We start from the raw sequence: 19,624 nt of genomic DNA on the forward strand, positions 1-19,624 counted from the left end.
GCACGCAGTGGCAGCAAGAGGATGCGGGGCAGGGGTGTTCGAATCGTTCTGGGCGTGGATCGTGTTCGGTCTGGTGGCGTTCGTCTTCGCCGTGTCCGTTGGCTTCGCCACCCGGTCGCTGCTCGGCACCACCGTGGGTTGGTTGCGCACTTTTCTGGTGGGCCTGCTGGTGTTCGTGGCCAGCTGGCCGTTCTCATATTTCGTGGCGACAGAGGCCCGGGTGATCGCGACCGATGGCTCCCTCAGGGCGCCCGTCCTGGTGGTGGTGCTGTTCGTCGCGCTCGCGTTCGGCTGGGTCTTCGCCTTCGGCATCGCCCTGCTGGTGGCCACCGAGGCGCTCTGGCCCACCACAGCGGCGAATCCGGTGGATGCGATCCGGGCGGCCCTGCACCGCCGGCGGCGCACCAAGCGCTACCTGCAGATCCTCACCCTGCTCTCCAAACACGGTATCGGCTGGATCCTGCATGAGCGGCCCGGCTTGCCGCCGCGTGGCCGCGCACGTCGCGGGGGCACTCCTGCGGCCCTGGTCGCGGCGATCAACGAGGCCGGCGTCACCTTCGTCAAGCTCGGCCAGCTGCTTTCCACCCGTCGGGACCTGCTGCCGCGGAACTACACTCTGGCGCTCTCCTCGCTGCAGTCCCGCGCGACCACGCTGCCTTGGCCGATGATCCGCACCGTGATCGAAGCCGAGATCGGCGCGCCGCTGGGCACCGTGTTCGCCGAGGTCAACGAGGTACCGCTGGCGGCGGCATCCGTGGCGCAGGTGCACACCGGCACCCTTCTCGACGGCACCGCGGTGGTGCTCAAGGTGCAGCGCCCCGGCGCCGGCGCCCAGGTGGCGGCCGACGTTGACATCATCGTGCGGCTGGCCCAGCGCTTCGAGAACCAAACCAGCTGGGGACGTGATTTCGGGGCGGTGGCGCTCGCCGAAGGGTTCGCCCGGTCGCTGCGCGACGAGCTCGACTACCGAATCGAGTTCACCAGCACCCAGCAGATCCGCACCGTGGTGGCGTCTTCGGCCGCCGCCGACATTCTGGTGGTGCCGCGGGTATACCCGGCAGCGAGTTCCCGGCGGCTGCTCACCATGGACCTCATCGACGGCGTGCCGCTGAACGCTGCGGCGGAGCGGTTGGCCGAGTTGTGGCCCGAGGAGCGGGAGGCGCTCGCCTCAGCGCTGCTCGATGCGGTGCTTGAACAGGTGATCGTGCGCGGCGTCTTCCACGGCGACCTGCACCCGGGCAACCTGATACTGCAGCAAGACGGTCGGCTCGGCCTGATCGACTTCGGCAATGTGGGTGTGCTCGAGCGCAGCATGCGCGAGGGCCTGGTGACGCTGCTGCTGGCGGCGGCGAACGACGACGACATCGCCACCACGGATGCGCTGCTGCTGGTGGTCGATGCGCCGGCCGACGCCGACATCCCTGGCCTGCAACGCGACCTGGGGCGCATGCTCACTCTCACCCGGTACAGCGGCGCGGAGGGGTCGATCTTCTCCGCCATGCTCGACACGATTCGCGAACACCACCTCGCCATCCCGTCGTCACTGGGCATGGCGCTGCGCGCGTTGATCACGCTCGAGGCGAGCCTGGCGATCCTGGCGCCGGACTTCGACATGGTGGACAACGCCCTCGACCGGGTGCCGCACTTCCTGCGCCGGCTGGTGACCCCGCGGACTCTGCTCGGATCGGTGCAGGCGCAGGGCGCCGTGCTGCGCGCGACGGTCCGGCGCCTGCCGCGGCGGCTGGAAGCGATCACCGCCGGGCTGGAAGACGGCACGTTCAGCGTGCGCATCCGTGCCTTCGCCGAGCCCGACGACAGGTCCTGGCTCACGTCGATCGTGGTCGAATCCGTCGGTGCCCTGATCGGCATCGCGGCGGCCACCTTGGGCATCGTGCTCGTGGTCTCCGATTCCGGTCCGGAGCTCGTGCCGGGGGTGCAGCTCTTCGCCTTCCTCGGATCCACGATCGGACTCGTGGGATTCATCCTGCTGATTCGGGCGCTGCGTCAGGTGTTCCTGCGCCGAACGAACTGACCGCGCCGGCTGCCGCGGCTAGGCGTCGTGCGCGGCCCGTTCCCGGAACGCGATCATGTTCATCCGGTTGCCGCAGCGGATGCTGCAGAACCGTTTGGAGCCGTTGCGGGACAGGTCCACCAGGATCCCGTCGCAGTCCTCGGCCGCGCAGGCGCGCAGCCGGCCGGTCTCGTCGGTGCGGATGACATCGACGAGGGCCAGCGCCACCTCCACCCGGATGCGTTCGGCCAGCGGTGCCTCCGGGTCGGTGGCGTGCAGGTGCCAGTCGAGCCCGTCGTGGCGCATCAGCCGTGGCCGGGCCAGGGCGGAGAGCAACATCGTGTTCACCTCGAGCGCCGCGTCGTCACGTTCGAGCAGCCAGATGCGTCGAAGCAGGTCGCGGGCGACCCGCACCTCGGCCAGCTCGGCGTCGTCCTGATCCAGCCGGCCGGAGAAGCGATGGGTCAGAAAAAGGGTCGTCAGGTGGGCAGAGGTGGTGAGCTCATCCAGACCATTTTTGGTCGCGCCGGCGACGGTATTGGCCAGGTCCACGGTGAACGCCAGACTCGCCTCGGTGTCAGGGGCAAAATGCAAATTGACTCCTTACTGAGACCAGATTATCTTCAACCTGACCCCACCCGCAATGTCCCCACGACGCAGTCCGCCTGGAGCCCGCATGAACCGCTCGTCTACCTCCCTCGGCCTGGTGATCGCGCTGGTCGCTGCGGCCACCTTCGGGCTGTCCGGCGCCCTCGCCAAGCCGCTCCTGGAGAGCGGCTGGAGCCCGGCCGCTGCGGTCACCGTGCGGGTGCTGATCGGCGGCATCGTGCTTGCCCCGGTGGCCGCGATCGCGCTACGCGGCAAGTGGGCGTTGCTCTGGCGCGCCCGCTGGCGGGTGCTGGCGATGGCTCTGATCGGCGTGGCCGGCACCCAGCTGGTCTACTTCGCCGCGATCGAGCGGATTCCGGTCGGGACCGCCGTGCTGATCGAGTACATGGCGCCCCTGTTGCTGGTGGGTTGGGCGTGGGCACGCACCCGGCGCAGCCCCAAGGCCGTGGTGCTCATCGGTTCGGTGATTGCCCTCGGCGGCCTGGTGCTGGTGGTGTCTCCCGGCGGGTCGAACAGTTTCGACGTGCTCGGCCTCATCCTGGCGCTGCTGGCGATGGTGGGCTGCGCGATCTATTACGTGGTGGCCGCGCAACCCAGTGAGGGCCTGCCGGCGGTAGCGCTGGCTGCCTTCGGACTACTCCTGGGCGGTGTGCTCCTCGGCCTCATCGGCCTGTCGGGCTTAGTGCCGTTCACCACGTCCACCGCCGACGTGCCGATGTTCGGTGCCGAGGTGCCGTGGTGGCTGCCGCTGGTGATCATCGGCGTCGTGGCGACCGCCATCGCCTACTCCACCAGCATCGCGGCCAGCGAGATGCTCGGTTCCCGGTTGGCGTCGTTCGTCGGCCTGCTCGAGGTGGTGGCGGCCACGTTCTACGCCTGGCTGCTGCTCGGCGAGCAGCTCACCGTGCCGCAGCTGTTCGGCGGCCTGCTGATTCTGGTGGGCATCGCGTTCGTGCGCTCCGAGAAGACGGATGCCGCGCTCGAGCCGGCCGCCGTGGTGCCGCTGGACGTACGCGACGCCCCGGTCCGCAGCTAGCGGGCCGGGGCGTCGGGCCCCGCGGAGTTTTGGTGCGCCTGCCTAGTGGGCGACCACCGGGTCGGCGTCGGCGGCCGTGTGCGCGTTCGCCAGGGACAGGCCGTGGCCCATCCGGCGGAAGAGCAGCGCGGCGATGATGCCACCGACGGCGAAGAAGCCGGCGCCCCACCAGTAGGCGACCGCGTAGCTGTTCACCGCGGCCTGGGCGGCCACTTCGGCCGTGGCCGGCAGGTGCGCGGCCACGTAGTCGGCCGCCGCGGTGGCCGCCAGGGTGTTCAGCAGGGCCGTGCCGATGGAGCCACCGACCTGCTGGCTGGTGTTCACCATCGCAGAGGCGACCCCGGCGAACTGCCGGTCGACGCCGAGGGTGGCGGTCTGCATCGATGCGGGCATGATCGAGCCCATGGCGAAGCCGAGGATCAGCAGCGGTGGCAGCACGTTGGCCGCGTAGGTGCTGTCGAGGTTGAGGTTGGTGAGCAGGATCATGCCGATCACGCCCAGGCTCATGCCGAACGGCACCATGATCTTGGGTCCGAACCGCGGCACGAAGATGTTCGTCGACAGCTGCGCCGCGAGCACGAGCATGGCGATCATCGGCAGGAACGAGAAGCCGGTCTGCATCGGCGTGAAGCCGAGCGAGACCTGCAGGTAGTAGGTGACGAAGAGGAAGATGCCGAACATGCCGGCACCGGCGATCATCACCGAGAGGTAGGCGGCGCCGCGGTTGCGGTCGAGCACGATCGCCAGCGGCAGCAGCGGATGCGCGGCCTTCCGCTGCCACAGCACGAACGCGACGAGCAGCACGACGGCGCCCGCGAGCATGCCCCAGGTGAGCGGCGAGTCCCAGCCATCCGTTTCGGCGTTGGAGAACCCGAAGACCAGGCCGAATAGCGCCGCGGAGACCAGGATCGTGCCGGGGATGTCGAGCTTGGGGCGGGGCCCGGTGCGCTGCAGGTGGTCGACGAAGATGGCGGCGCCGATAACCCCGACGATCGCGATGAAGACGTTGATGTAGAGGTTCCAGCGCCAGTCGAAGTACTCGGTGAGGAACCCGCCGAGCAGGAGGCCCACGGCACCACCGGCGCCGGCGATCGCGCCGAAGACACCGAACGCGCGGGCGCGTTCCTTGGGAATGGTGAAGGTGGTCGTGAGCACGGCCAAGGCGGTGGGAGCCAGCAGCGCGCCGAAGGCACCCTGCAGGGCGCGGGCGGCAACAAGCCAGCCGAAGCTGTCGGACGCGCCACCGAGGGCGGAGGCGACCGCGAAGCCGATCAGGCCGATGATGAAGGTGCGCTTGCGGCCGATCAGGTCGGAGAGCCGGCCGCCGAGCAGCAGGAGGCTGGCGAAGGCGAGGGAATAGGCCGTGATGATCCACTGGCGGTCGCCGTTGGAGAAGCCGAGGTCGGCCTGGGCGGCGGGAAGGGCGATGTTCACGACGGTGGAATCGAGGACGACCATGAGCTGGGCGAGCGCGACCACGCTGAGGGTCCACCACCGGCGGGAGTGTGGCACGGGGGTGCTCGTCGCGGTCGACGGGGCTTGGATGGTTTTAGGCATGAACGCGACTCTATACGATACTGTGGAGTTCCGGATCTCAGGATTCCCGAATTTACGCTCCGGTAACATTTGAGTTAGTACAGGATTCACCTCGCGGACACAATGGAAAGGCCGTCATGACGCAGCTCGAACTCGGTGAGAGTGGTGCCGCTGCGGCCGAGACCAAGCTGGGCCGCAGGCGTGACCACACCCGTGACCCCGAGATTCTGGCCGCGGCGATCGAGGTGCTCGCCGAGACCGGCTTCGACGGCATGACCATCGACATGGTCGCCACCCGGGCGAAGGCGGGCAAGGCCACGCTGTACCGACGCTGGCCGTCGAAGAACGAACTCGTGATCGACGCCGTCGCGTGCATGAAGATGGGTGACCTCGACGTCGCTCACCTGCCCGACACCGGCACTCTGCGTGGCGACCTCGTGGCAATGATCAAGCCGCGCTCCATTCAGGAGGCCGAGAAGAAGATGCAGATCATGGCCGGGCTGATGTCGATGCTCTCGACCGCTCCCGAACTCGCCGATGCCGCCAACAACGCCATCGCCAAGCCGCGCGCGACCGCGAACCGGTTCCTGATGCAGCGCGCCATCGACCGGGGAGAGATCTCGCCGCAGTGTGACATCGAGACGCTCGCCCTGGTCACCCCGTCGATGGCCGCCTACCGCACCCTGATCGAACGTAAGCCCGTTGACCGGGACTTTCTCATCTCCCTCATCGACGGCGTGCTCCTTCCGGCGCTCGGCCTGGTCGGCGGGGACCCAGCGCAGCGCGGTAAGGTTCAGCCACCGGCCTCGTAGCCGGCGGAGTTCCATCTCGACGAAGAGAGCGTGTCATGTCCGGCAAGTATGAATTGACTGCAGACCGATCCGGTGGGTATGTCTTCAAGCTCAAAGCGCACAACGGCGAGGTCCTCATGACCTCCGAGAGCTACCAGACCAAGGCCGCTGCCCTCAAGGGCATCGATGTGGTCAAGGCCGACGCCAAGGGCAAGGTCGTCGACCTCACCGAACCGAAGTAGCCCGCTACAGCTCGGTGTCGGCCAGGGCGAACGTGTCGCAGGCTTCGGCCCCGTTCGAATAACCGGTCTGGAACCACTTCTGGCGCATCTCGCCCGAGCCGTGGGTCCAGGTCTCCGGGTTGACCTGCCCCTGGGTCTTCTCCTGGATGCGGTCGTCGCCGATGGCGGATGCCGCGTTCAGCGCATCCGCCACCTGGGCGTCGGTGATCGGGTCGAGGAGTGGGGTGCCAGAGGCATCCGTGGTCTGGGCGGCAGCGCCGAGCCACGCGCCGGCGAAACAGTCGGCCTGCACTTCGAGGCGCACCGCGTCGGACGCGGGGCCGGTCTGCGACGTGTCAGCGGTCGCGAACGTGCCCGCGAGGTTCTGAATGTGGTGGCCCCACTCGTGCCCGACCACATACAACTGCGAGAGCGGGCCCGCGGTGGCGCCGAACTGGGTGCGCAGCTCGTCGTAGAACGCGGTGTCGAGGTAGATCTGCTGGTCGGCGGGGCAGTAGAACGGCCCTACCGCGCTTGTGGCGCCGCCGCAGCCGGTATCGACCGAGCCGGCGAACAGGTTGATCGTGGGGGAGACGTAGGCGATGCCCATCGCTGGGGCCTGCTCGGACCAGTAGTCCTCGAGGGAGTCGCGGGTGAAGCCGACCCGGCACTCGACGTCGACGTTGGCATCGGCGCCGGTGTCGCAGTTCGTCAGCGCGGTGTCCTCGCTCTGGCTGGTACCGGCCGTGCCGCCGCCCACGAGGCCGGTCAGGTCAACGCCGAGCAGTTGGGAGAGCAGCACGATCGCGACGAGGCCCAGCCCGCCACCGCCGACGGCGAGGCCGGTGCGGCGGCCCGATTTGCGCACGCCCTTGCCCGAGTACTTGGCATCGTCGTTGAAAGTCATCCCTAGACAATAAGCGATTCCCTGCGAAACTTCGTTCATGGGAACACGTGGTTTGCTCGCTCTCGCCGTGGTCGCGGCCGGTGTGCTCGCGCTGAGCGGATGCGCCGGCATGGCAGCACCGGCAGGCGGTGTTCCAGCCACGCCGGGCAGTTTCCCGCGCCCGGCCGCCGCCGGCGAGGTACTTGCCCAGGCCACCGTGCTGCAGAATGACGGCGAGGCGCCCCAGCTCTGCCTGGGCGGCGTCGCGGAGTCGTACCCGCCCCTCTGCGGTGGCCCGCCGATCGTGGGCTGGGACTGGGCGGCCGTAGAACAATCCGAGACCGCATCCGGGGTCACCTGGGGCAGCTACGCCATCACCGGAACCTGGGACGCCAGCGAATTCACGGTGACCGGCACACCCGTGCCACTGTCTCTCTATGATCCGCTCGCCGTGCTCGACCCGCGGCTCGACGAGGCCAACGCCGGTCGAAGCGACGAGGCCGCCCTGCAGCGCTACCAGGACGAGCTGCACGCCGCCGACTAAAACCCGGCCGTCGCATCCGACTGGTCTGACGTGGTGGTGCTCACCGACTGGCCCCAAAACGGTTATCTCTGGGTCACCGTGATCTACGACGACGGCACCATCCAGGACTTCTTCGACCAGCAGTGGGGCGAGGGCGTCGTCGCGGTTCAGTCGGCGCTGCGTGACACCGACTGACCGGTCGTGCCACACTTCGCTGCATGAGGATCCGAGGCTCCGTTTCACTCGTGGGCATCACCGCCGGTCTGCTCGTCATGGGCGGATGCACGGCCAGCACCGCTCCATCCGGCCCCGGCGGTCTGCCGCAACCGAGCTCGACCGAGGAGCTCACCGGTCAGGCTGTGGTCCTGGAGAAGGACGGCGAGGAGCCCAAGGTGTGTTTCGGCCTCATCGAAGCATCGTTGCCGCCTCAATGCGGCGGCCCGGCGGTGACGGGCTGGGACTGGGCGACGGCCAAGGAATCTGAGTCGGCGGCGGGAGTTACCTGGGGCATATACGCCGTCACGGGGATCTACGACGGTGGCGGTTTCACCGTGACCCAGCCGCCAATCCCCGTGTCCCGTGACGACCCTTACGCGCGACAGGACCCGCGAGTGGACGGCGAGGCCGGAACGAGCAGCGCGGCGGAGCTTGAGCGGTATCAGGAGGAGATGGCCAGCTATTTTCCGAGCGGTGTGCCGGACTGGTCGGAGATCACCTTGCTCGGCTCCGGTGTCTACAACGGTTACCTTGTGATCGACGTAATCTACGACGACGGTTCCGTGCAGCGGTTCTTCGACGAACAATGGGGCGAGGGCACCACGATCGTGCAGTCAGCGCTTTGGAAGGCGACCTAGTCGGCCACTCGACCTAGGATCGGGGCATGGCATTTCTCCATTACCAGGCAAGCATGCAGCCCACCAAGATCGAACTCCTCACCGCGTGGGTGCCCACCCAACCATGGTTCGTGGGGGAGGCCGGCGCCGAGCTCACCAACCTCGGTGCGTACCGGTTCGACGACCCTGACGGGGAGGTAGGCATCGAGACGATTCTGGTGCGCGCCGGCGACGGCCCCGTGCTGCAGGTGCCGGTGACCTACCGCGACGCCCCGCTCGAAGGCGCCGAGGCCGCTCTGGTCGGTACCACGCAGCACTCGGTGCTCGGTGAGCGTTGGGTCTACGACGGTGCCGGGGACCCCGCGTACCTCGCCGCCGTGGCGACCACGGTGTTGGCCGGCGGTCATCAGGCGGAACAATTCGTGGAGATCGACGGTGAGCGGGTCGTGCGTGAGCCCACGGCCGTGGTGGCCGGCAGCGGTACTCCCGGCTCCCCGAATGTGCCGTTGCCCGCGGTCGGCGAGATCAGCAGCCGTCAGGGCGCCGGCGTGACGGTCGTGACCGCCGGCCCGTTGCAGCTGGTCATCGCCCGGGTGCTCGGCGATGACGACGCGCTGGCGGCCGAAGTCGACGAGTCCCGCGATCACGAGGTTCTCGCCGGAACCTGGCCGGGCCAGCCCGACCTGCGCACCCTCGTGCTGGTCGGCGCCTAAGGACGACCGGGCGCCGGTAACAATCCGAGGCTGACCGCGCGGCAGCGATAGCGTGCAGGCATGCCCCTCAATGCCCTGCCCCCTCTGCTCGCGATCCCCGCGGGCAAGGTGACCATGACGGACGCCCGCACCCGGCGCAGCTGGATCGCCGATGTCGCCTCCTTCGAGATCGCGGCGCATCCGCTGACGCAAGAGGAATACGCGCAGGTCACGGGCCAGTGGCCGGCGGCGGTCACGGGGGAGCGGTTGCCGGTCGAGGGCGTGTCGTGGTGGGACGCGGTGCGATTCTGCAACACCCTGTCGGAGCGGTCCGGCCTCACCCCGGTGTACAGCCTGGCCGGGGACGAAGTCGATGGCACCGCGGTGTGGGAGACCTCGGCTGACGGCTATCGGTTGCCCAGTGAGGCCGAATGGGAGTACGCCTGCCGAGCCGGAACGGCCGGCCCCCGCTACGGCGAGCTCGACGAGATCGCTTGGTACCGCGGCAACTCCGACGAACGCCCGCACGAGGTAGGTGGCAAACAGCCGAACGCGTGGGGTCTGCACGATATCTTGGGCAGCGTGTGGGAGTGGTGCTGGGATTTCTCCGATCCCGATCCCGATCGTTACGGCACGTACCGCGTGCTTCGCGGCGGTGGCTGGTTCGACCAGCACTGGAGCTGCCGCGCGTCGGTGCGCCGCGGCAGCTACCCCGGCCTGCGCATAGACGATGTCGGGTTCCGCCTCGTTCGGAGCTTGCCCGGGATGCCGCACACTGAATGAGTGGATGACGACGATCTCGAGGAGCTAGAGGCTTTCGACGAACCCGGGCCCGCCTGCCCGGCCTGCAGTACCGAGATGACGCCCGACGGTGTCGACACCGCCGAGGGACTCGAGTCCTGCCATCGCTGCCCGCGCTGCAAGCTCGTGATTGTCGTGCCCGGGCTGTGGCCGCACTGAGCCAGCTGGAGGCGCGACCCCGGATCTTTTCCAGTAGGCCTTTCCTTGTTCACCCCGAGCAGCGAAGATCGACCATGGGCAATACCCCGATCTCCAGCGGCATGGCCAGCGCCATGCGATTCGCGGGACGGGCCTGCGTGCTGTTCGCGGTGGTCCTGTTCGTCGCCTCAGTGGTCGTCTTCGCCATCGGGATCGAGGTCGCCGTGATTCCCATGATTTTCGCATTCGGCGTGTTCACGCTCGGGATCGGTGCACTGGCTGCCGCGAAACGGGCGTGACCGGCATGCGCTGCGGAGAAGCCCTATCGATCGCCCGGCGCTGGAATTGAGACCTTCCGCCTGCTCTGCTCTTGGGTCTCGACGAAGGTGTCGTACGCGGTGACGTGCATCCCCTGGTCGTAGGCCGCCATCGCCGCCCCGATAGCGGGACCCGCACTGCCGCGGCGCAGCCGGTGCGCCAGCAGACCGAGCGCGACCATGACGCCGGCCACGCCGACAACCAGGAACACTCCAAACCAGAGCTCTGTCATGGCACGATTCTACGTCTGCGGGCGTAGGTCTCTCTTAGAGGCCCAGCAGGTAGCCGTCGGAATGGTTTGCGCCGGCAGGATCGTCGTCGTAGGTCACTCCGCCCCAGACCAGGATGCTGTCGGGCCCGGTGATCACGGTGGCTTCGGACCGGTCGGTCCACGGTTGCTGGGGGAGCTCGGTGATCGCGCGGGTCACGGGGTCGACCAGAAAGCGAACGCCGATCAGTACCCGGTCGCCGACTGCCTGGGGCGCACTGCCATTGGCGTACTCGTTGAGCGGAGCACCGCCGGGTAGCTCCGGCATGGCGGTCCACGTCTGGTCGTCTGGGTTGAAGATCCCGGCCTCCTCGTAAGGGCGCTCGCCGGGTCGCACGGCTGCTCCGGTGCTGTCGGTGCCGTAAAAGGGAAACACCCCCAGACCGGCGACCGCAAGCGGACCAAGTCCCGTGATGTCGCTCTCGGGCAGCTCCGTCCACGTCGTGAGGGTGCTGTCCAGTGAGGCCAGTCGCACCAGCGAAGGCGCCGCGGAGTCGGGGTTGTCGACAAGACGCTTCGCGCTGAGCAACAAGGAACCATTCAGCCAGGCAGCCCCGCGGTCGTAGCTCGGGCCGAGCGGATCGTCGGGCAGCGCCGACCACATCTGCGTGGCCGGGTCGAAGACCGCATCGGCGCCGACGACGTTCTCGTCGGACCCCGTGATAGCGAGCACCCTGTCGCCGGCCGCGACGAGCGCCCCGGGTGAGGGCGGCGACGGCAGAACGCTCCACGCATCCGCCTCGCTGTCGTAACGCAGGAAGGAAACCACTATCTGGCCATCGGTGCCCACCTGGAGACCGCCGTCGACGACATCGTAGGTGAGCAGATAGAGATCGCTGCCCACGACGGCCGAGCTGTAGGTACTCACCGGAACTGGCGCCGTCGCGATCCGCTGCCACATATCGATGTAAGGGTCATAGCTTGCGCCGTCCCGCTGCGCCGACTCGCGATAGGCGCAATCCGCCGTCGGAAGGCAGGGTTGGTCCGTCCAGCCGCCCACGATCACAAAGCTGTCGCCGACCCAGGCGCCCACACTGGCGCGCCGGGCCGCCAGCGGGCTCTCGGGAAGCTCACCCCAGGCCTCGTCGGGCGGAAGATCGGGTGCCACGAGCGGGTCGGGCACCTCCGCGTCGACACCGCCCACCAGAACCGGGGCGTGCTCACCGCAGTGCTCGCGCACCTCGGCGGGGAGCACGACGTCGTGCAACTGGCCGCCGCCAGCCGCCATCCGGTCGCCCACCTGGTATTCCAAGCCATCCACGGTCAGTGTGGTGCCATCCCAGGTGGTGAGATCGGCGGGAAAGATAAGCGGGTCGCCGCCGACCCGGAGGCAGCCGTTCTCAAACGTGAGTGTCCCCACGAACAGTGCCGCCATCGACACGTAGCCGCCGCCTGGCTGTTCCACCCGTTCGTAGGTGAGCAACCCGTCGGTGAACATCGGGAAGGGTGCGGCGGATGGGCTGGGGCCGGCCAGTCCGGCCGCGCCAGTCCCGCAGCCGCTCAGGGCCAGCGTCGCCACTGTCGCGATCGTGAACCACACGCCGTGTCGCCTCATCGGTACCCCTCAGATGTTTCGTACTAGGGAATGTCCGCGCGGTGTCGTCCGGTTCCCGAAGTACACCTTCTAGAGCGGGTCGGCCGCCTTCACGGCCTGGATCGTGTAGCTGAGCGGCGCCACACCCGCCAACGCATCCAGAGCGAACTCGCCGTCGGCGCGCCCGACCATCTGCCCGGGCAGCGCCTCCCAGGGCACGCTGTCGTGCTCGATCAGCATGGTCAGGGTGAGCCCGGCGTTCAAGAGCGCGGTCACGATCTCGCCGAGCCCGTGGTTCCACTCGTAGGTCTTCGTTGCGGTCAGAGGTCGATCGGTGGCCACGTAGGTGGAGCTGTCGTCCCAGGCCAACGGTTCGGCCTGCTCAAAATAGGGGAACCGCAGGTGCAGGTCGTCATCGAGTCGTTCATCCATGGCCCAGAGCACCGGATGCCCCTCCCGCAGGAACAGGCGCCCACCCGGGGCCAGCAACCCGGCCACCACGGCGGCCCAGCGGTCGATGCTCGGCAGCCAGCACAGCGCGCCGATGCCCGTGTAGACCAGGTCGAAACTGGCCGGCTCGAGCACCGACAGTGCCGAGTACACATCGGATTCGACGAAGTCAACGCCGTCACCGGTCTCCGCCACGAGCGTTCGCGCCTCTGCCAGGGCCACCGGCGAGAAGTCCAGCCCGGTGACGCGGGCGCCCAGCCGCGCCAACGAAAGCGTGTCGGTGCCGATGTGGCACTGCAGGTGAACGGTGCGCAGGCCCGTGATGTCGCCCAGCCGGTCGAGGTCGAACCGCACCACGTCCGACAACAACGCGTGATCGTCGACGTATCGCTGCACGCCGTAGCCCAGCCCGGTGCGGGCGGCGTGCACCGATGCGCGGTCGTCCCAGTTGGCGCGGTTGGTGTCGAGATACTCCTGCATGGTCACCCTCATCCTGCTCGGCGAAGGCGAGCCCACCAGACTACTGGCCAGCCGGTCGGCGGCGCCAGTGCGGTCAGGCTTCGAGCGGCACCGTGACTGCGCGCCGCATTTTTTGCACGATGGCGGCGCGAGCATCGCTGCCCACCGTGGTGGGCAGCAGTGGGTAGACATGTACCTGTCCGTCGTGCTCGTGGAAGTCGAGGTCGACTCCCGCAGCGGCAGCTTTCGCTACCAGCAGGTGGGCGTCGGGGTTGAGCACGTCCCAGGTTCCGCTGAACAGGGTGATCGGTCCGAGCCCGGCCAGATCGCCCATCAACGGGCTCACCACCGGGTCCAGGATGTCGCTGTCGCCCTTCCAGAGATCGGCAAGCACCTCTCCGCCGGGAGTGGCGAGCCAAGGGTCGCTCGGCTGCACGGCCGGGATGCGCGGATTGCTCCAGCTGAGGTCGAGGGCCGGGGAGATCAGCACGGTTTCGGGCAGGGTGATGTTGTGCCCGTCGCGCAGGGCGAGTGCGGTCGAGAGGGCGATCTGTCCGCCGGCGGAATCCCCGGCGAGGCAGGTCGTGCCATACCGTTCGAGGTTCTGTCGCACCAGATCGACGACACCGGCCGCCACGGCCGCGGCGGTTCCGAACGGCACCAGCGGGTAGATCGGAACGGTGACGGTGGTGTTCGCCTCGGCGGCGATCTGCGCCGCGAGATGCCAGTGCTGGCCGACGATCTGATTGACCCAGCCGCCGCCGTGCACGTAGACCACACTGCCGGCGGGTGTGCTGCCGAAGGGGGTGATGGTGTAGACCGGCCAGCCCCGGTTGGTGACCTCCACCCGCACGTCCCGGCGCAGCCGGCTCGGTGGGCCGTAGGGGGTCGGCCGCAGTTCGAGTTCCCGCACCCGCCGGCGCGCCCCATCGGCCGTGACGAAGACGCGGTTGGCGCGCATCAGGCGGAGGGCGGGGGCAATGAGGTTGCTGGGTACGACGGCCATGCCTTACATTCTGCAAGGTCAGGTCGAAAAACGGATGTGCGGCTGACACACTGGGGGCGTGACCTGCGCAGGCGAAGAAGCATCCACATGACCGACACCGTGACCGACGTCACCGGATACCCGCCCGAGCCCTGGTACCTGGGCGGCACCATGAACGTGTCGGTCTTCCTCGTGTCGGAGGCCGACCTGCCGGCCGGCTGTGATCTGCCGAACGGTCGGCGCCCGCTGCGGGTGGGCTCGCGCGTGGTCGTCGGGGTCGCCGCCGTGCGCTACTTGCCCGGCGGGGTGCTCGACTACGACGAACTCCTGATCGCGGTGCCGAGCCTGGGTCGCGGCGGCTTCCGGGTCACGATCCCGCAGATCTGGGTCGACAGCGCCACCTCCCGGCAGGGCGGCCGAGAGCTATGGGGCATCCCGAAAGAGCTGGCCGAGTTCACCGGCACCGAGCGAGCGGGCGCCACCAGCATGTCGATGACCGTCGACAGCAACCCGGTCGCGGCCGTGCGTGCTCGCCGCGGCTTGCCTCTGCTGCCCGGGATGCGCCAGCTTGCGCTGCCGATCCTGCAGCGCCTCGATGGCAGACTCACGCTCTCGCACAACCGTGTCATCGGCCGGATGTCGGGTCTGCGGGCATCCTGGCGCTTCGCCGCCACCGGCCCGCTGGGCTACCTGCACGGCCGCCGGCCGCTGCTGAGCCTCGCCCTGCACGATGCGGCGATCATCTTCGGAATGGATGTGACCAGATCATGACCGAACGCCCTCTCGCGGTCATCACCGGCGGCGCCCGGGGGATCGGCCGGCAGATCGCCGCCGATCTGGTCACCCGGGGCTACCGGGTGGTGATCGGTGACCTCGACGAGGAGGCCACCCGGCGCACCGCCGCAGAACTGGGCGCCGCAGTGACCGGAGTGCGTCTGGACATCACCGACCGTGCCCTGGTGGCGGAGACGATCGACTTCGTGGAAAGCACCATCGGCCCGATCGCGGTCTGGGTGAACAACGCCGGCATCATGCCCACCGGCGCCTTCGCCAGCCAGGATGCCGCCTTGGCGCGCGCCGTGATCGATGTCGACTACGCCGCCCTGGTGGAGGTGACCTCGGCCATTCTGCCCCGGTTCCTCTCCCGGAATGCGGGCACGCTGATCAACCTGGGCAGTGCGACCGGGCTGAAACCGCTGGCCGGCCTGGCCGTGTACTCCGGCGCGAAGGCCGCGGTGATCGGCTTCAGCGACGCATTGCGCCGGGAGCTTCGCGGCACCGGGGTGCGGGTGCGGGTGATCCTGCCCAACCTCGTTTCGACCCCCATGGGCGCCGGCATCACCCCGCCGCGGTTTTCGCCCGCGGTCACGCCCGAGCAGGTGAGCCGGGCTGTGGTGCGGGCGATCGACCACGGGCCGTTCGCGGTGACGGTACCGCGGGTGCTCGGCCCGGTGCTGCGGGTCTCGCGCCTGCTGCCGACGGCCGCACAGGACTGGCTGGACGATCGCATCGGAACCGACCGCATCGGCCTCGGCGGCGACCCGGCCGCTCGGGCGGCCTACCAGGCGGGACTACCGGCCGAGCCGCGCTGAACCCGGCGGCCTCAGGCGGCGGCGGGACGGAGCCCGGTGAGGATGATCTCGAGCAGCGGCGTGCGATCGGCCGGGCTGCCCAGCCGCACGGCGTACTCGACGCCGCAGACCAGGTGGGAGAGCTGCTCGAGGGTGAGATCCGCCCGAACCGCGCCCACGCTCTTCGCGCCGTCGAGCACCGCGGCGAAGGTGCCGAAGATCTCCCGCTTGGCCGCGCGCACCTCCTCGGCCTCATCTTCTGGGGAGAGCAGAACCGACTGCAGGCCACCATCCTCCAACTGCAGTGTGAGCGCCGACCGGAGATAGAACGAGAACGCCGTCGCCGGGTCCACCTCGGCGGCCGCGCGCCGCGAGATCTGCAGCATCCGCTCGAGGGTGTCAACGGTGAGCGCTTCGACGAGGGCCGGCACCGAGGGAAAGTGGCGGTAGACCGTGCCCACGCCGACACCGGCCTCACGGGCCAGATCGTTCATGCGCAGGGCGTGGATGTCGTGGGTGCGGGCGACCTCGAGGATGCGCGCCCGGCTGCGGGCGGCATCGGACCGGAGCGCTGACATGCCCGAAGTCTAACCGAAACGGATGAGTCATCCGTTCTTGTGCTAGCGTCGAAACGGATAACTAATCCGCTTTGAGAGAAGGACGATATGACCTGGAACCCCGCCACCCTGCCCGCCCAGCCGGGCCGCACCTTCGTCGTCACTGGCGCGACCGCCGGCATCGGCTATTTCGCCGCCGAGCAGCTCGCCGCCACCGGCGCCCACATCGTGCTGGCGTCCCGCTCTGCGGCGAAGCTGCGGGTGGCTCAGGACTCGATTCGCAGCCGGGTGCCGGATGCCTCACTCGGCGCTGTCGTGATCGAGCTGGGCTCGCTCGCCTCGGTGGCCGATGCCGCCGCCGAACTCGCGGCGCTGCCGCGGCTCGACGGCATCCTGCTCAACGGCGGCGCGATGAGCATGAGCCGTGGCGCGACCACCGACGACGGCCTGCCGATCCTGCTGGGCACGCACGTGGTGGCCAATGTGCGGCTGCTCGCCGGGGTGCTGCCAGCCCTGATCGGCACGGCGACGGAACACGGCACCCTCGGCAGGGTGGTGCACACCTCCACCGGGTTCGTGGGCCTTCGCAACTACAAGCTCGATGACCTCACCAGGATGCCGTGGACCGGTATCGGTGCCTACACGAAGGCGAAGACGGCCACCGAGGTGCTCGCGTTCGAGCTCGACCGTCGACTGCGGGCAGCGGGCCTGCCGGTGGCCTCGGTGGTGTCGCGGCCGGGCGTGGGCGTGGATGCGAAGACGCCGGAGCGCGCCGGCATCCGCGATGCGACGACGCCCTACCAGCGGAATCCGTACACGCCGTGGGCGCAGGGTAAGGACACCGCCGCGTGGTCGGCTGTGCGCGGGCTCACCGACCCGGCGGTGCAGGGCGGGGAGTACTTCGCACCCAGCGGCGGTCGCCGGGGTGAGCCGGTCGCGGTGCCGACCCTGGCCCGCACGGCTGCTCCCGCGCGAGACCTCGCCGAGCGAGTCTGGGCTCAGCTCGAAGACCTCGCCGGGGCGCAGATCCCCGGGCTGGTGTCCGCGAAGGTCTAACGCAGCCGCCGTGCGCGCAGCACCACGTCCTCGGTGTGGTGCGCGCCGGCGCCGGTTGCCACGCGCCGGGGGCGAGTCTCGTCCACCTCGATGCGCCAATCGTCGCCCAGCAGGGCGGCGACGTCGGCCGGGCTCACGTAGTCGTCACGGTTGAAGCCGTGTGCACGCGCCTCTTCCTCGGTCGGCGCCGGGTGATGCACGACCAGAAGCACCCCGCCGGGTGTGACCGCGCCGAGCAGGGCGTGTTCGGCCAGGTTGTCGCTGGTGCGCAGCAAAGCGGGATACTGGGCCGAGACCAGATCGAAGGACGCCGGGGGCAATGCCGCCTCGACCAGACCGGAATGCAGCCAGGTCACCGTCAGTCCGCGGGCGCCGGCCTCTCGTGCGGCGCGGTCCAGCGCGACGGGTGACACATCCAGCGCGGTGACGTCCCAGCCCTGCTCGGCCAGCCAGAGCGCATCCGCCCCCTCGCCGCAGCCGACGTCGAGAACCCGCCCGGGCTTGAGCTCGCGAGTCTCGCCGATCAAGACGGCATTCGGCTGCCCGCTCCAGAGCTGGTCCAGCCCGGCGTAGCGCTGGTCCCAGAGGAGCTGGATCTCGCCAGGGTCGTGGCTGGCAGGGGCGGGGGAGTCTGGGTGCTCTCGGTGCATGACTGCAGCATGCACCGATCGGGACCCGGAACAAAAACAGATTGCCGAACCGGCAACCACTGGGCGGCTTCCCTGGACAACCCCTGGGTGACCGGGCCGGGCGGAATTTCCCGTGGACGACGGGCGTTGGCCTGAATTGCACGAAAAACGTGCGACTGCGAGAGTAGTTCATCCATCTTTTCGAGAACCCGAGGAGCACCTATGCCCACCATCGACGTTACCGAGACCACCTTCGGCGAGACCCTCGCCGCCAACGACATTGTGCTCGTGGACTTCTGGGCCGACTGGTGCGGCCCGTGTAAGCAGTTCGCGCCCACCTACGCCGCGTCGTCCGAGCAGCACCAGGACGTGGTGTTCGCCAAGGTCGACACCGAAGCCGAGCAGCAGCTCTCCGCTGCCGCCGGCATCCAGTCCATCCCCACGCTGATGGCTTTCCGTGAGGGCGTTCTGGTCTTCTCCCAGCCCGGTGCGCTGCCGCCCGCCGCCCTGGAGCAGGTCGTCACCGCCGTCAAGGGCCTCGACATGGCCGAGGTGCACCGCCAGGTCGCCGCGCAGAAGGCCGAACAGCAGGCCTAAGCCCGGCGATCACCCCAGCCGGCAGGCACCTCAGCGTCGAGTGTTGTCTGCCGCCGGGTGCAACCGGATGAGCCGCTGCGGGCCGTCTTCTTCCAGCTCGACCAGGTCGCTGCGGGAGGAGAGGAAGTCGGTGAACGAGCGGAAACCGAGCGGCTTCTCGTTGAACGACGGGTCCATCCGGCGCATCTGGTTCTTCACGGTGCCGGTATTGAGCCACTCGTCGGCGTCGCCCTTGGCGTGACCGATCTGTAGCGCCCGCACGAGAAGCTCGGTCGCGATCGTCTGCGGGTCGATGTCCTCGCCGGACTCCGGCTCGTCGAACTGCGTGTCTTCGGTGTGCGAGAACATCGGCACCGTCGTGAACTTGCGCGCCTTGCTCGGGGCCGGCTCCGGCTCCACCTCAACCGGTTCGGCGGTCTTCTTGCCCGACGAACGCCGGTCGTTGACCGGCTCGGCGCTCGGGGTGACCTTCTCGATGCCGGGCAGCGAGTCGTAGTCCTCGAACTCGTCGCAGGCCGCGGCGAGGGAGGTGCTGGTGGACCCGGCGACGCCGATGCCCACGACGAAGCGGCCGAGCCGCTTGGACTTCTGGGCCAGGGCGATGTAATCCGAGTCGCCCGCGATGATGATCACGTGGGTGAGGTCGGGCAGCCGAAAGAGGTCTTCGACCACGTCGACCGCCAGACGGATGTCGGCACCGTTCTTGGTGCCCCGCGTGGTGGTGGTGAACAGCTGAGTGAGGTCGACCGCTCGGGACATCAGCTGGCGCTGGTAGCTCGCGTTCACCGGCACCGACCAGTCGGCGTAGGCACGGTTCACCACGAGGGTGCCGAACGAGGCGGCGAAGTCGATGATGGCGTTGAAGTCGACGGTTGCGGCGGCGAGGCGCGCGGCGACCTCGGGGTCGGCATCCCGGCTGGACTTGTCGAAGTTGCGGATGCCGTCGCGCTGGAAGGCGTTGCGCCCGTGTAGCTGCTGGTAGCGCGAAATGACGATGTTGTCGAAGTCGATATAGAGGCCGACGCGTGCATCGTTCGGTTCGGTCATGGTGAGCTCCTTAGCCGCCTGCGGAAGACTCAGTTGCGATCCGGTGCTTCCAGTCTGGTGCGCGGGGTGCGGCGAG

25 protein-coding genes are annotated in these 19,624 nt (G+C 68.7%); 15 read left to right on the forward strand and 10 right to left on the reverse strand.

Going from position 1 to position 19,624, the window contains the following annotated elements; translation table 11 throughout:
• Positions 1-34: 34 nt before the first annotated feature.
• Complete coding sequence (locus CTB96_RS01290; RefSeq protein ID WP_110125094.1) at positions 35-2,032, forward strand: ABC1 kinase family protein; 1,998 nt, start codon at positions 35-37, stop codon at positions 2,030-2,032.
• An 18-nt stretch (positions 2,033-2,050) separates the two neighbouring features.
• On the opposite strand, the gene CTB96_RS01295 is transcribed toward CTB96_RS01290, so the two are convergent.
• The gene (locus tag CTB96_RS01295; protein ID WP_110125095.1) at positions 2,051-2,605 is read right to left on the reverse strand and encodes a CGNR zinc finger domain-containing protein; all 555 of its coding nucleotides are present in this window, start codon (positions 2,603-2,605) and stop codon (positions 2,051-2,053) included.
• Positions 2,606-2,687: 82 nt separating this feature from the next.
• On the opposite strand from CTB96_RS01295, the gene CTB96_RS01300 reads away from it, so the two are divergent.
• Positions 2,688-3,656: an EamA family transporter gene (locus CTB96_RS01300; protein WP_110125096.1), complete on the forward strand. Its 969-nt coding sequence runs from the start codon at positions 2,688-2,690 to the stop codon at positions 3,654-3,656.
• Positions 3,657-3,698: 42 nt separating this feature from the next.
• Here the strand turns inward: CTB96_RS01300 and CTB96_RS01305 are convergent, their stop codons facing one another.
• On the reverse strand, positions 3,699-5,213 hold the full coding sequence (locus CTB96_RS01305; protein ID WP_110125097.1) for an MFS transporter: 1,515 nt from the start codon (positions 5,211-5,213) through the stop codon (positions 3,699-3,701).
• Positions 5,214-5,329: 116 nt separating this feature from the next.
• Between CTB96_RS01305 and CTB96_RS01310 the strand changes: the two genes are divergently transcribed.
• A complete protein-coding gene (locus CTB96_RS01310) occupies positions 5,330-6,004 on the forward strand; it encodes a TetR/AcrR family transcriptional regulator (RefSeq protein ID WP_110125098.1) in 675 nt (224 codons plus the stop codon).
• A 35-nt stretch (positions 6,005-6,039) separates the two neighbouring features.
• Complete coding sequence (locus CTB96_RS01315) at positions 6,040-6,225, forward strand: YegP family protein (protein WP_110125099.1); 186 nt, start codon at positions 6,040-6,042, stop codon at positions 6,223-6,225.
• 4 nt (positions 6,226-6,229) lie between these two features.
• Here the strand turns inward: CTB96_RS01315 and ypfJ are convergent, their stop codons facing one another.
• Positions 6,230-7,111, reverse strand: a complete 882-nt coding sequence (ypfJ, locus tag CTB96_RS01320; protein ID WP_110125100.1) for a KPN_02809 family neutral zinc metallopeptidase — start codon at positions 7,109-7,111, stop codon at positions 6,230-6,232.
• Positions 7,112-7,148: 37 nt separating this feature from the next.
• Between ypfJ and CTB96_RS01325 the strand changes: the two genes are divergently transcribed.
• From CTB96_RS01325 to CTB96_RS01345, 7 genes are all read left to right on the forward strand, one after another.
• Positions 7,149-7,634: a hypothetical protein gene (locus CTB96_RS01325; protein ID WP_146215721.1), complete on the forward strand. Its 486-nt coding sequence runs from the start codon at positions 7,149-7,151 to the stop codon at positions 7,632-7,634.
• Positions 7,635-7,664: 30 nt separating this feature from the next.
• Positions 7,665-7,808 (forward strand): hypothetical protein, encoded by a 144-nt coding sequence (locus tag CTB96_RS20425; RefSeq protein ID WP_181397092.1) that lies wholly within the window; start codon positions 7,665-7,667, stop codon positions 7,806-7,808.
• A 23-nt stretch (positions 7,809-7,831) separates the two neighbouring features.
• A complete protein-coding gene (locus tag CTB96_RS01330) occupies positions 7,832-8,467 on the forward strand; it encodes a hypothetical protein (RefSeq protein WP_146215722.1) in 636 nt (211 codons plus the stop codon).
• Positions 8,468-8,493: 26 nt separating this feature from the next.
• Entirely contained in the window at positions 8,494-9,159 is a 666-nt protein-coding gene (locus CTB96_RS01335) for a CG0192-related protein (protein ID WP_110125103.1), read from the forward strand.
• Positions 9,160-9,219: 60 nt separating this feature from the next.
• Entirely contained in the window at positions 9,220-9,921 is a 702-nt protein-coding gene (locus CTB96_RS01340; protein ID WP_219993189.1) for a formylglycine-generating enzyme family protein, read from the forward strand.
• Positions 9,922-10,098, forward strand: coding sequence for a hypothetical protein (locus tag CTB96_RS20430; protein ID WP_181397093.1), 177 nt, complete (start codon positions 9,922-9,924; stop codon positions 10,096-10,098).
• Positions 10,099-10,172: 74 nt separating this feature from the next.
• Positions 10,173-10,376: a hypothetical protein gene (locus CTB96_RS01345; RefSeq protein WP_110125104.1), complete on the forward strand. Its 204-nt coding sequence runs from the start codon at positions 10,173-10,175 to the stop codon at positions 10,374-10,376.
• A 23-nt stretch (positions 10,377-10,399) separates the two neighbouring features.
• Here the strand turns inward: CTB96_RS01345 and CTB96_RS01350 are convergent, their stop codons facing one another.
• The 4 genes from CTB96_RS01350 to CTB96_RS01365 all read right to left on the reverse strand — a co-directional run bounded on the left by CTB96_RS01350 (position 10,400) and on the right by CTB96_RS01365 (position 14,112).
• Positions 10,400-10,627: a hypothetical protein gene (locus CTB96_RS01350; RefSeq protein ID WP_110125105.1), complete on the reverse strand. Its 228-nt coding sequence runs from the start codon at positions 10,625-10,627 to the stop codon at positions 10,400-10,402.
• A gap of 34 nt (positions 10,628-10,661) precedes the next feature.
• Positions 10,662-12,218: a Kelch repeat-containing protein gene (locus CTB96_RS01355; protein WP_146215723.1), complete on the reverse strand. Its 1,557-nt coding sequence runs from the start codon at positions 12,216-12,218 to the stop codon at positions 10,662-10,664.
• A 69-nt stretch (positions 12,219-12,287) separates the two neighbouring features.
• Positions 12,288-13,127 (reverse strand): class I SAM-dependent methyltransferase, encoded by an 840-nt coding sequence (locus CTB96_RS01360; RefSeq protein WP_110125107.1) that lies wholly within the window; start codon positions 13,125-13,127, stop codon positions 12,288-12,290.
• A 73-nt stretch (positions 13,128-13,200) separates the two neighbouring features.
• Positions 13,201-14,112, reverse strand: coding sequence for an alpha/beta hydrolase fold domain-containing protein (locus tag CTB96_RS01365; RefSeq protein WP_110125108.1), 912 nt, complete (start codon positions 14,110-14,112; stop codon positions 13,201-13,203).
• Positions 14,113-14,199: 87 nt separating this feature from the next.
• Between CTB96_RS01365 and CTB96_RS01370 the strand changes: the two genes are divergently transcribed.
• Together CTB96_RS01370 and CTB96_RS01375 are read left to right on the forward strand one after the other, a co-directional pair.
• The gene (locus CTB96_RS01370; RefSeq protein WP_219993191.1) at positions 14,200-14,862 is read left to right on the forward strand and encodes an acetoacetate decarboxylase family protein; all 663 of its coding nucleotides are present in this window, start codon (positions 14,200-14,202) and stop codon (positions 14,860-14,862) included.
• Positions 14,859-15,683, forward strand: a complete 825-nt coding sequence (locus CTB96_RS01375) for an SDR family NAD(P)-dependent oxidoreductase (RefSeq protein WP_110125109.1) — start codon at positions 14,859-14,861, stop codon at positions 15,681-15,683. Before CTB96_RS01370 ends, CTB96_RS01375 begins: the two co-directional genes overlap by 4 nt.
• 11 nt (positions 15,684-15,694) lie before the next feature.
• Here the strand turns inward: CTB96_RS01375 and CTB96_RS01380 are convergent, their stop codons facing one another.
• A complete protein-coding gene (locus CTB96_RS01380; protein ID WP_110125110.1) occupies positions 15,695-16,240 on the reverse strand; it encodes a TetR/AcrR family transcriptional regulator in 546 nt (181 codons plus the stop codon).
• Between the two features lie 87 nt (positions 16,241-16,327).
• Here CTB96_RS01380 and CTB96_RS01385 point away from each other — a divergent pair, with 87 nt between their 5' ends.
• On the forward strand, positions 16,328-17,275 hold the full coding sequence (locus CTB96_RS01385; RefSeq protein WP_110125111.1) for an SDR family NAD(P)-dependent oxidoreductase: 948 nt from the start codon (positions 16,328-16,330) through the stop codon (positions 17,273-17,275).
• Here the strand turns inward: CTB96_RS01385 and CTB96_RS01390 are convergent.
• Positions 17,272-17,925 carry a class I SAM-dependent methyltransferase gene (locus CTB96_RS01390; RefSeq protein ID WP_110125112.1) on the reverse strand — a complete coding sequence of 218 codons (654 nt, stop codon included), beginning with the start codon at positions 17,923-17,925 and terminating at the stop codon, positions 17,272-17,274. The genes CTB96_RS01385 and CTB96_RS01390 overlap by 4 nt on opposite strands.
• A 201-nt stretch (positions 17,926-18,126) precedes the next feature.
• On the opposite strand from CTB96_RS01390, the gene trxA reads away from it, so the two are divergent.
• Positions 18,127-18,501 carry a thioredoxin gene (trxA, locus tag CTB96_RS01395; RefSeq protein WP_110125113.1) on the forward strand — a complete coding sequence of 125 codons (375 nt, stop codon included), beginning with the start codon at positions 18,127-18,129 and terminating at the stop codon, positions 18,499-18,501.
• 30 nt (positions 18,502-18,531) lie between these two features.
• Here the strand turns inward: trxA and CTB96_RS01400 are convergent, their stop codons facing one another.
• Positions 18,532-19,548: an NYN domain-containing protein gene (locus tag CTB96_RS01400; protein ID WP_110125114.1), complete on the reverse strand. Its 1,017-nt coding sequence runs from the start codon at positions 19,546-19,548 to the stop codon at positions 18,532-18,534.
• Positions 19,549-19,624: the final 76 nt, after the last annotated feature.

Source organism: Cryobacterium arcticum (assembly GCF_003185895.1).
Classification (GTDB): domain Bacteria; phylum Actinomycetota; class Actinomycetes; order Actinomycetales; family Microbacteriaceae; genus Cryobacterium; species Cryobacterium arcticum.

Bases quoted from the DNA above. Each gene is read 5' to 3' on its own strand.
- CTB96_RS01300 (WP_110125096.1), top strand. From the start codon at position 2,688: ATGAACCGCTCGTCTACCTCCCTCGGCCTGGTGATCGCGCTGGTCGCT.
- CTB96_RS01305 (WP_110125097.1), bottom strand. From the start codon at position 5,213: ATGCCTAAAACCATCCAAGCCCCGTCGACCGCGACGAGCACCCCCGTG.
- CTB96_RS01310 (WP_110125098.1), top strand. From the start codon at position 5,330: ATGACGCAGCTCGAACTCGGTGAGAGTGGTGCCGCTGCGGCCGAGACC.
- CTB96_RS01315 (WP_110125099.1), top strand. From the start codon at position 6,040: ATGTCCGGCAAGTATGAATTGACTGCAGACCGATCCGGTGGGTATGTC.
- ypfJ (WP_110125100.1), bottom strand. From the start codon at position 7,111: ATGACTTTCAACGACGATGCCAAGTACTCGGGCAAGGGCGTGCGCAAA.
- CTB96_RS01325 (WP_146215721.1), top strand. From the start codon at position 7,149: ATGGGAACACGTGGTTTGCTCGCTCTCGCCGTGGTCGCGGCCGGTGTG.
- CTB96_RS01330 (WP_146215722.1), top strand. From the start codon at position 7,832: ATGAGGATCCGAGGCTCCGTTTCACTCGTGGGCATCACCGCCGGTCTG.
- CTB96_RS01335 (WP_110125103.1), top strand. From the start codon at position 8,494: ATGGCATTTCTCCATTACCAGGCAAGCATGCAGCCCACCAAGATCGAA.
- CTB96_RS01340 (WP_219993189.1), top strand. From the start codon at position 9,220: ATGCCCCTCAATGCCCTGCCCCCTCTGCTCGCGATCCCCGCGGGCAAG.
- CTB96_RS01345 (WP_110125104.1), top strand. From the start codon at position 10,173: ATGGGCAATACCCCGATCTCCAGCGGCATGGCCAGCGCCATGCGATTC.
- CTB96_RS01350 (WP_110125105.1), bottom strand. From the start codon at position 10,627: ATGACAGAGCTCTGGTTTGGAGTGTTCCTGGTTGTCGGCGTGGCCGGC.
- CTB96_RS01355 (WP_146215723.1), bottom strand. From the start codon at position 12,218: ATGAGGCGACACGGCGTGTGGTTCACGATCGCGACAGTGGCGACGCTG.
- CTB96_RS01360 (WP_110125107.1), bottom strand. From the start codon at position 13,127: ATGCAGGAGTATCTCGACACCAACCGCGCCAACTGGGACGACCGCGCA.
- CTB96_RS01365 (WP_110125108.1), bottom strand. From the start codon at position 14,112: ATGGCCGTCGTACCCAGCAACCTCATTGCCCCCGCCCTCCGCCTGATG.
- CTB96_RS01370 (WP_219993191.1), top strand. From the start codon at position 14,200: ATGACCGACACCGTGACCGACGTCACCGGATACCCGCCCGAGCCCTGG.
- CTB96_RS01375 (WP_110125109.1), top strand. From the start codon at position 14,859: ATGACCGAACGCCCTCTCGCGGTCATCACCGGCGGCGCCCGGGGGATC.
- CTB96_RS01380 (WP_110125110.1), bottom strand. From the start codon at position 16,240: ATGTCAGCGCTCCGGTCCGATGCCGCCCGCAGCCGGGCGCGCATCCTC.
- CTB96_RS01385 (WP_110125111.1), top strand. From the start codon at position 16,328: ATGACCTGGAACCCCGCCACCCTGCCCGCCCAGCCGGGCCGCACCTTC.
- CTB96_RS01390 (WP_110125112.1), bottom strand. From the start codon at position 17,925: ATGCACCGAGAGCACCCAGACTCCCCCGCCCCTGCCAGCCACGACCCT.
- trxA (WP_110125113.1), top strand. From the start codon at position 18,127: ATGCCCACCATCGACGTTACCGAGACCACCTTCGGCGAGACCCTCGCC.
- CTB96_RS01400 (WP_110125114.1), bottom strand. From the start codon at position 19,548: ATGACCGAACCGAACGATGCACGCGTCGGCCTCTATATCGACTTCGAC.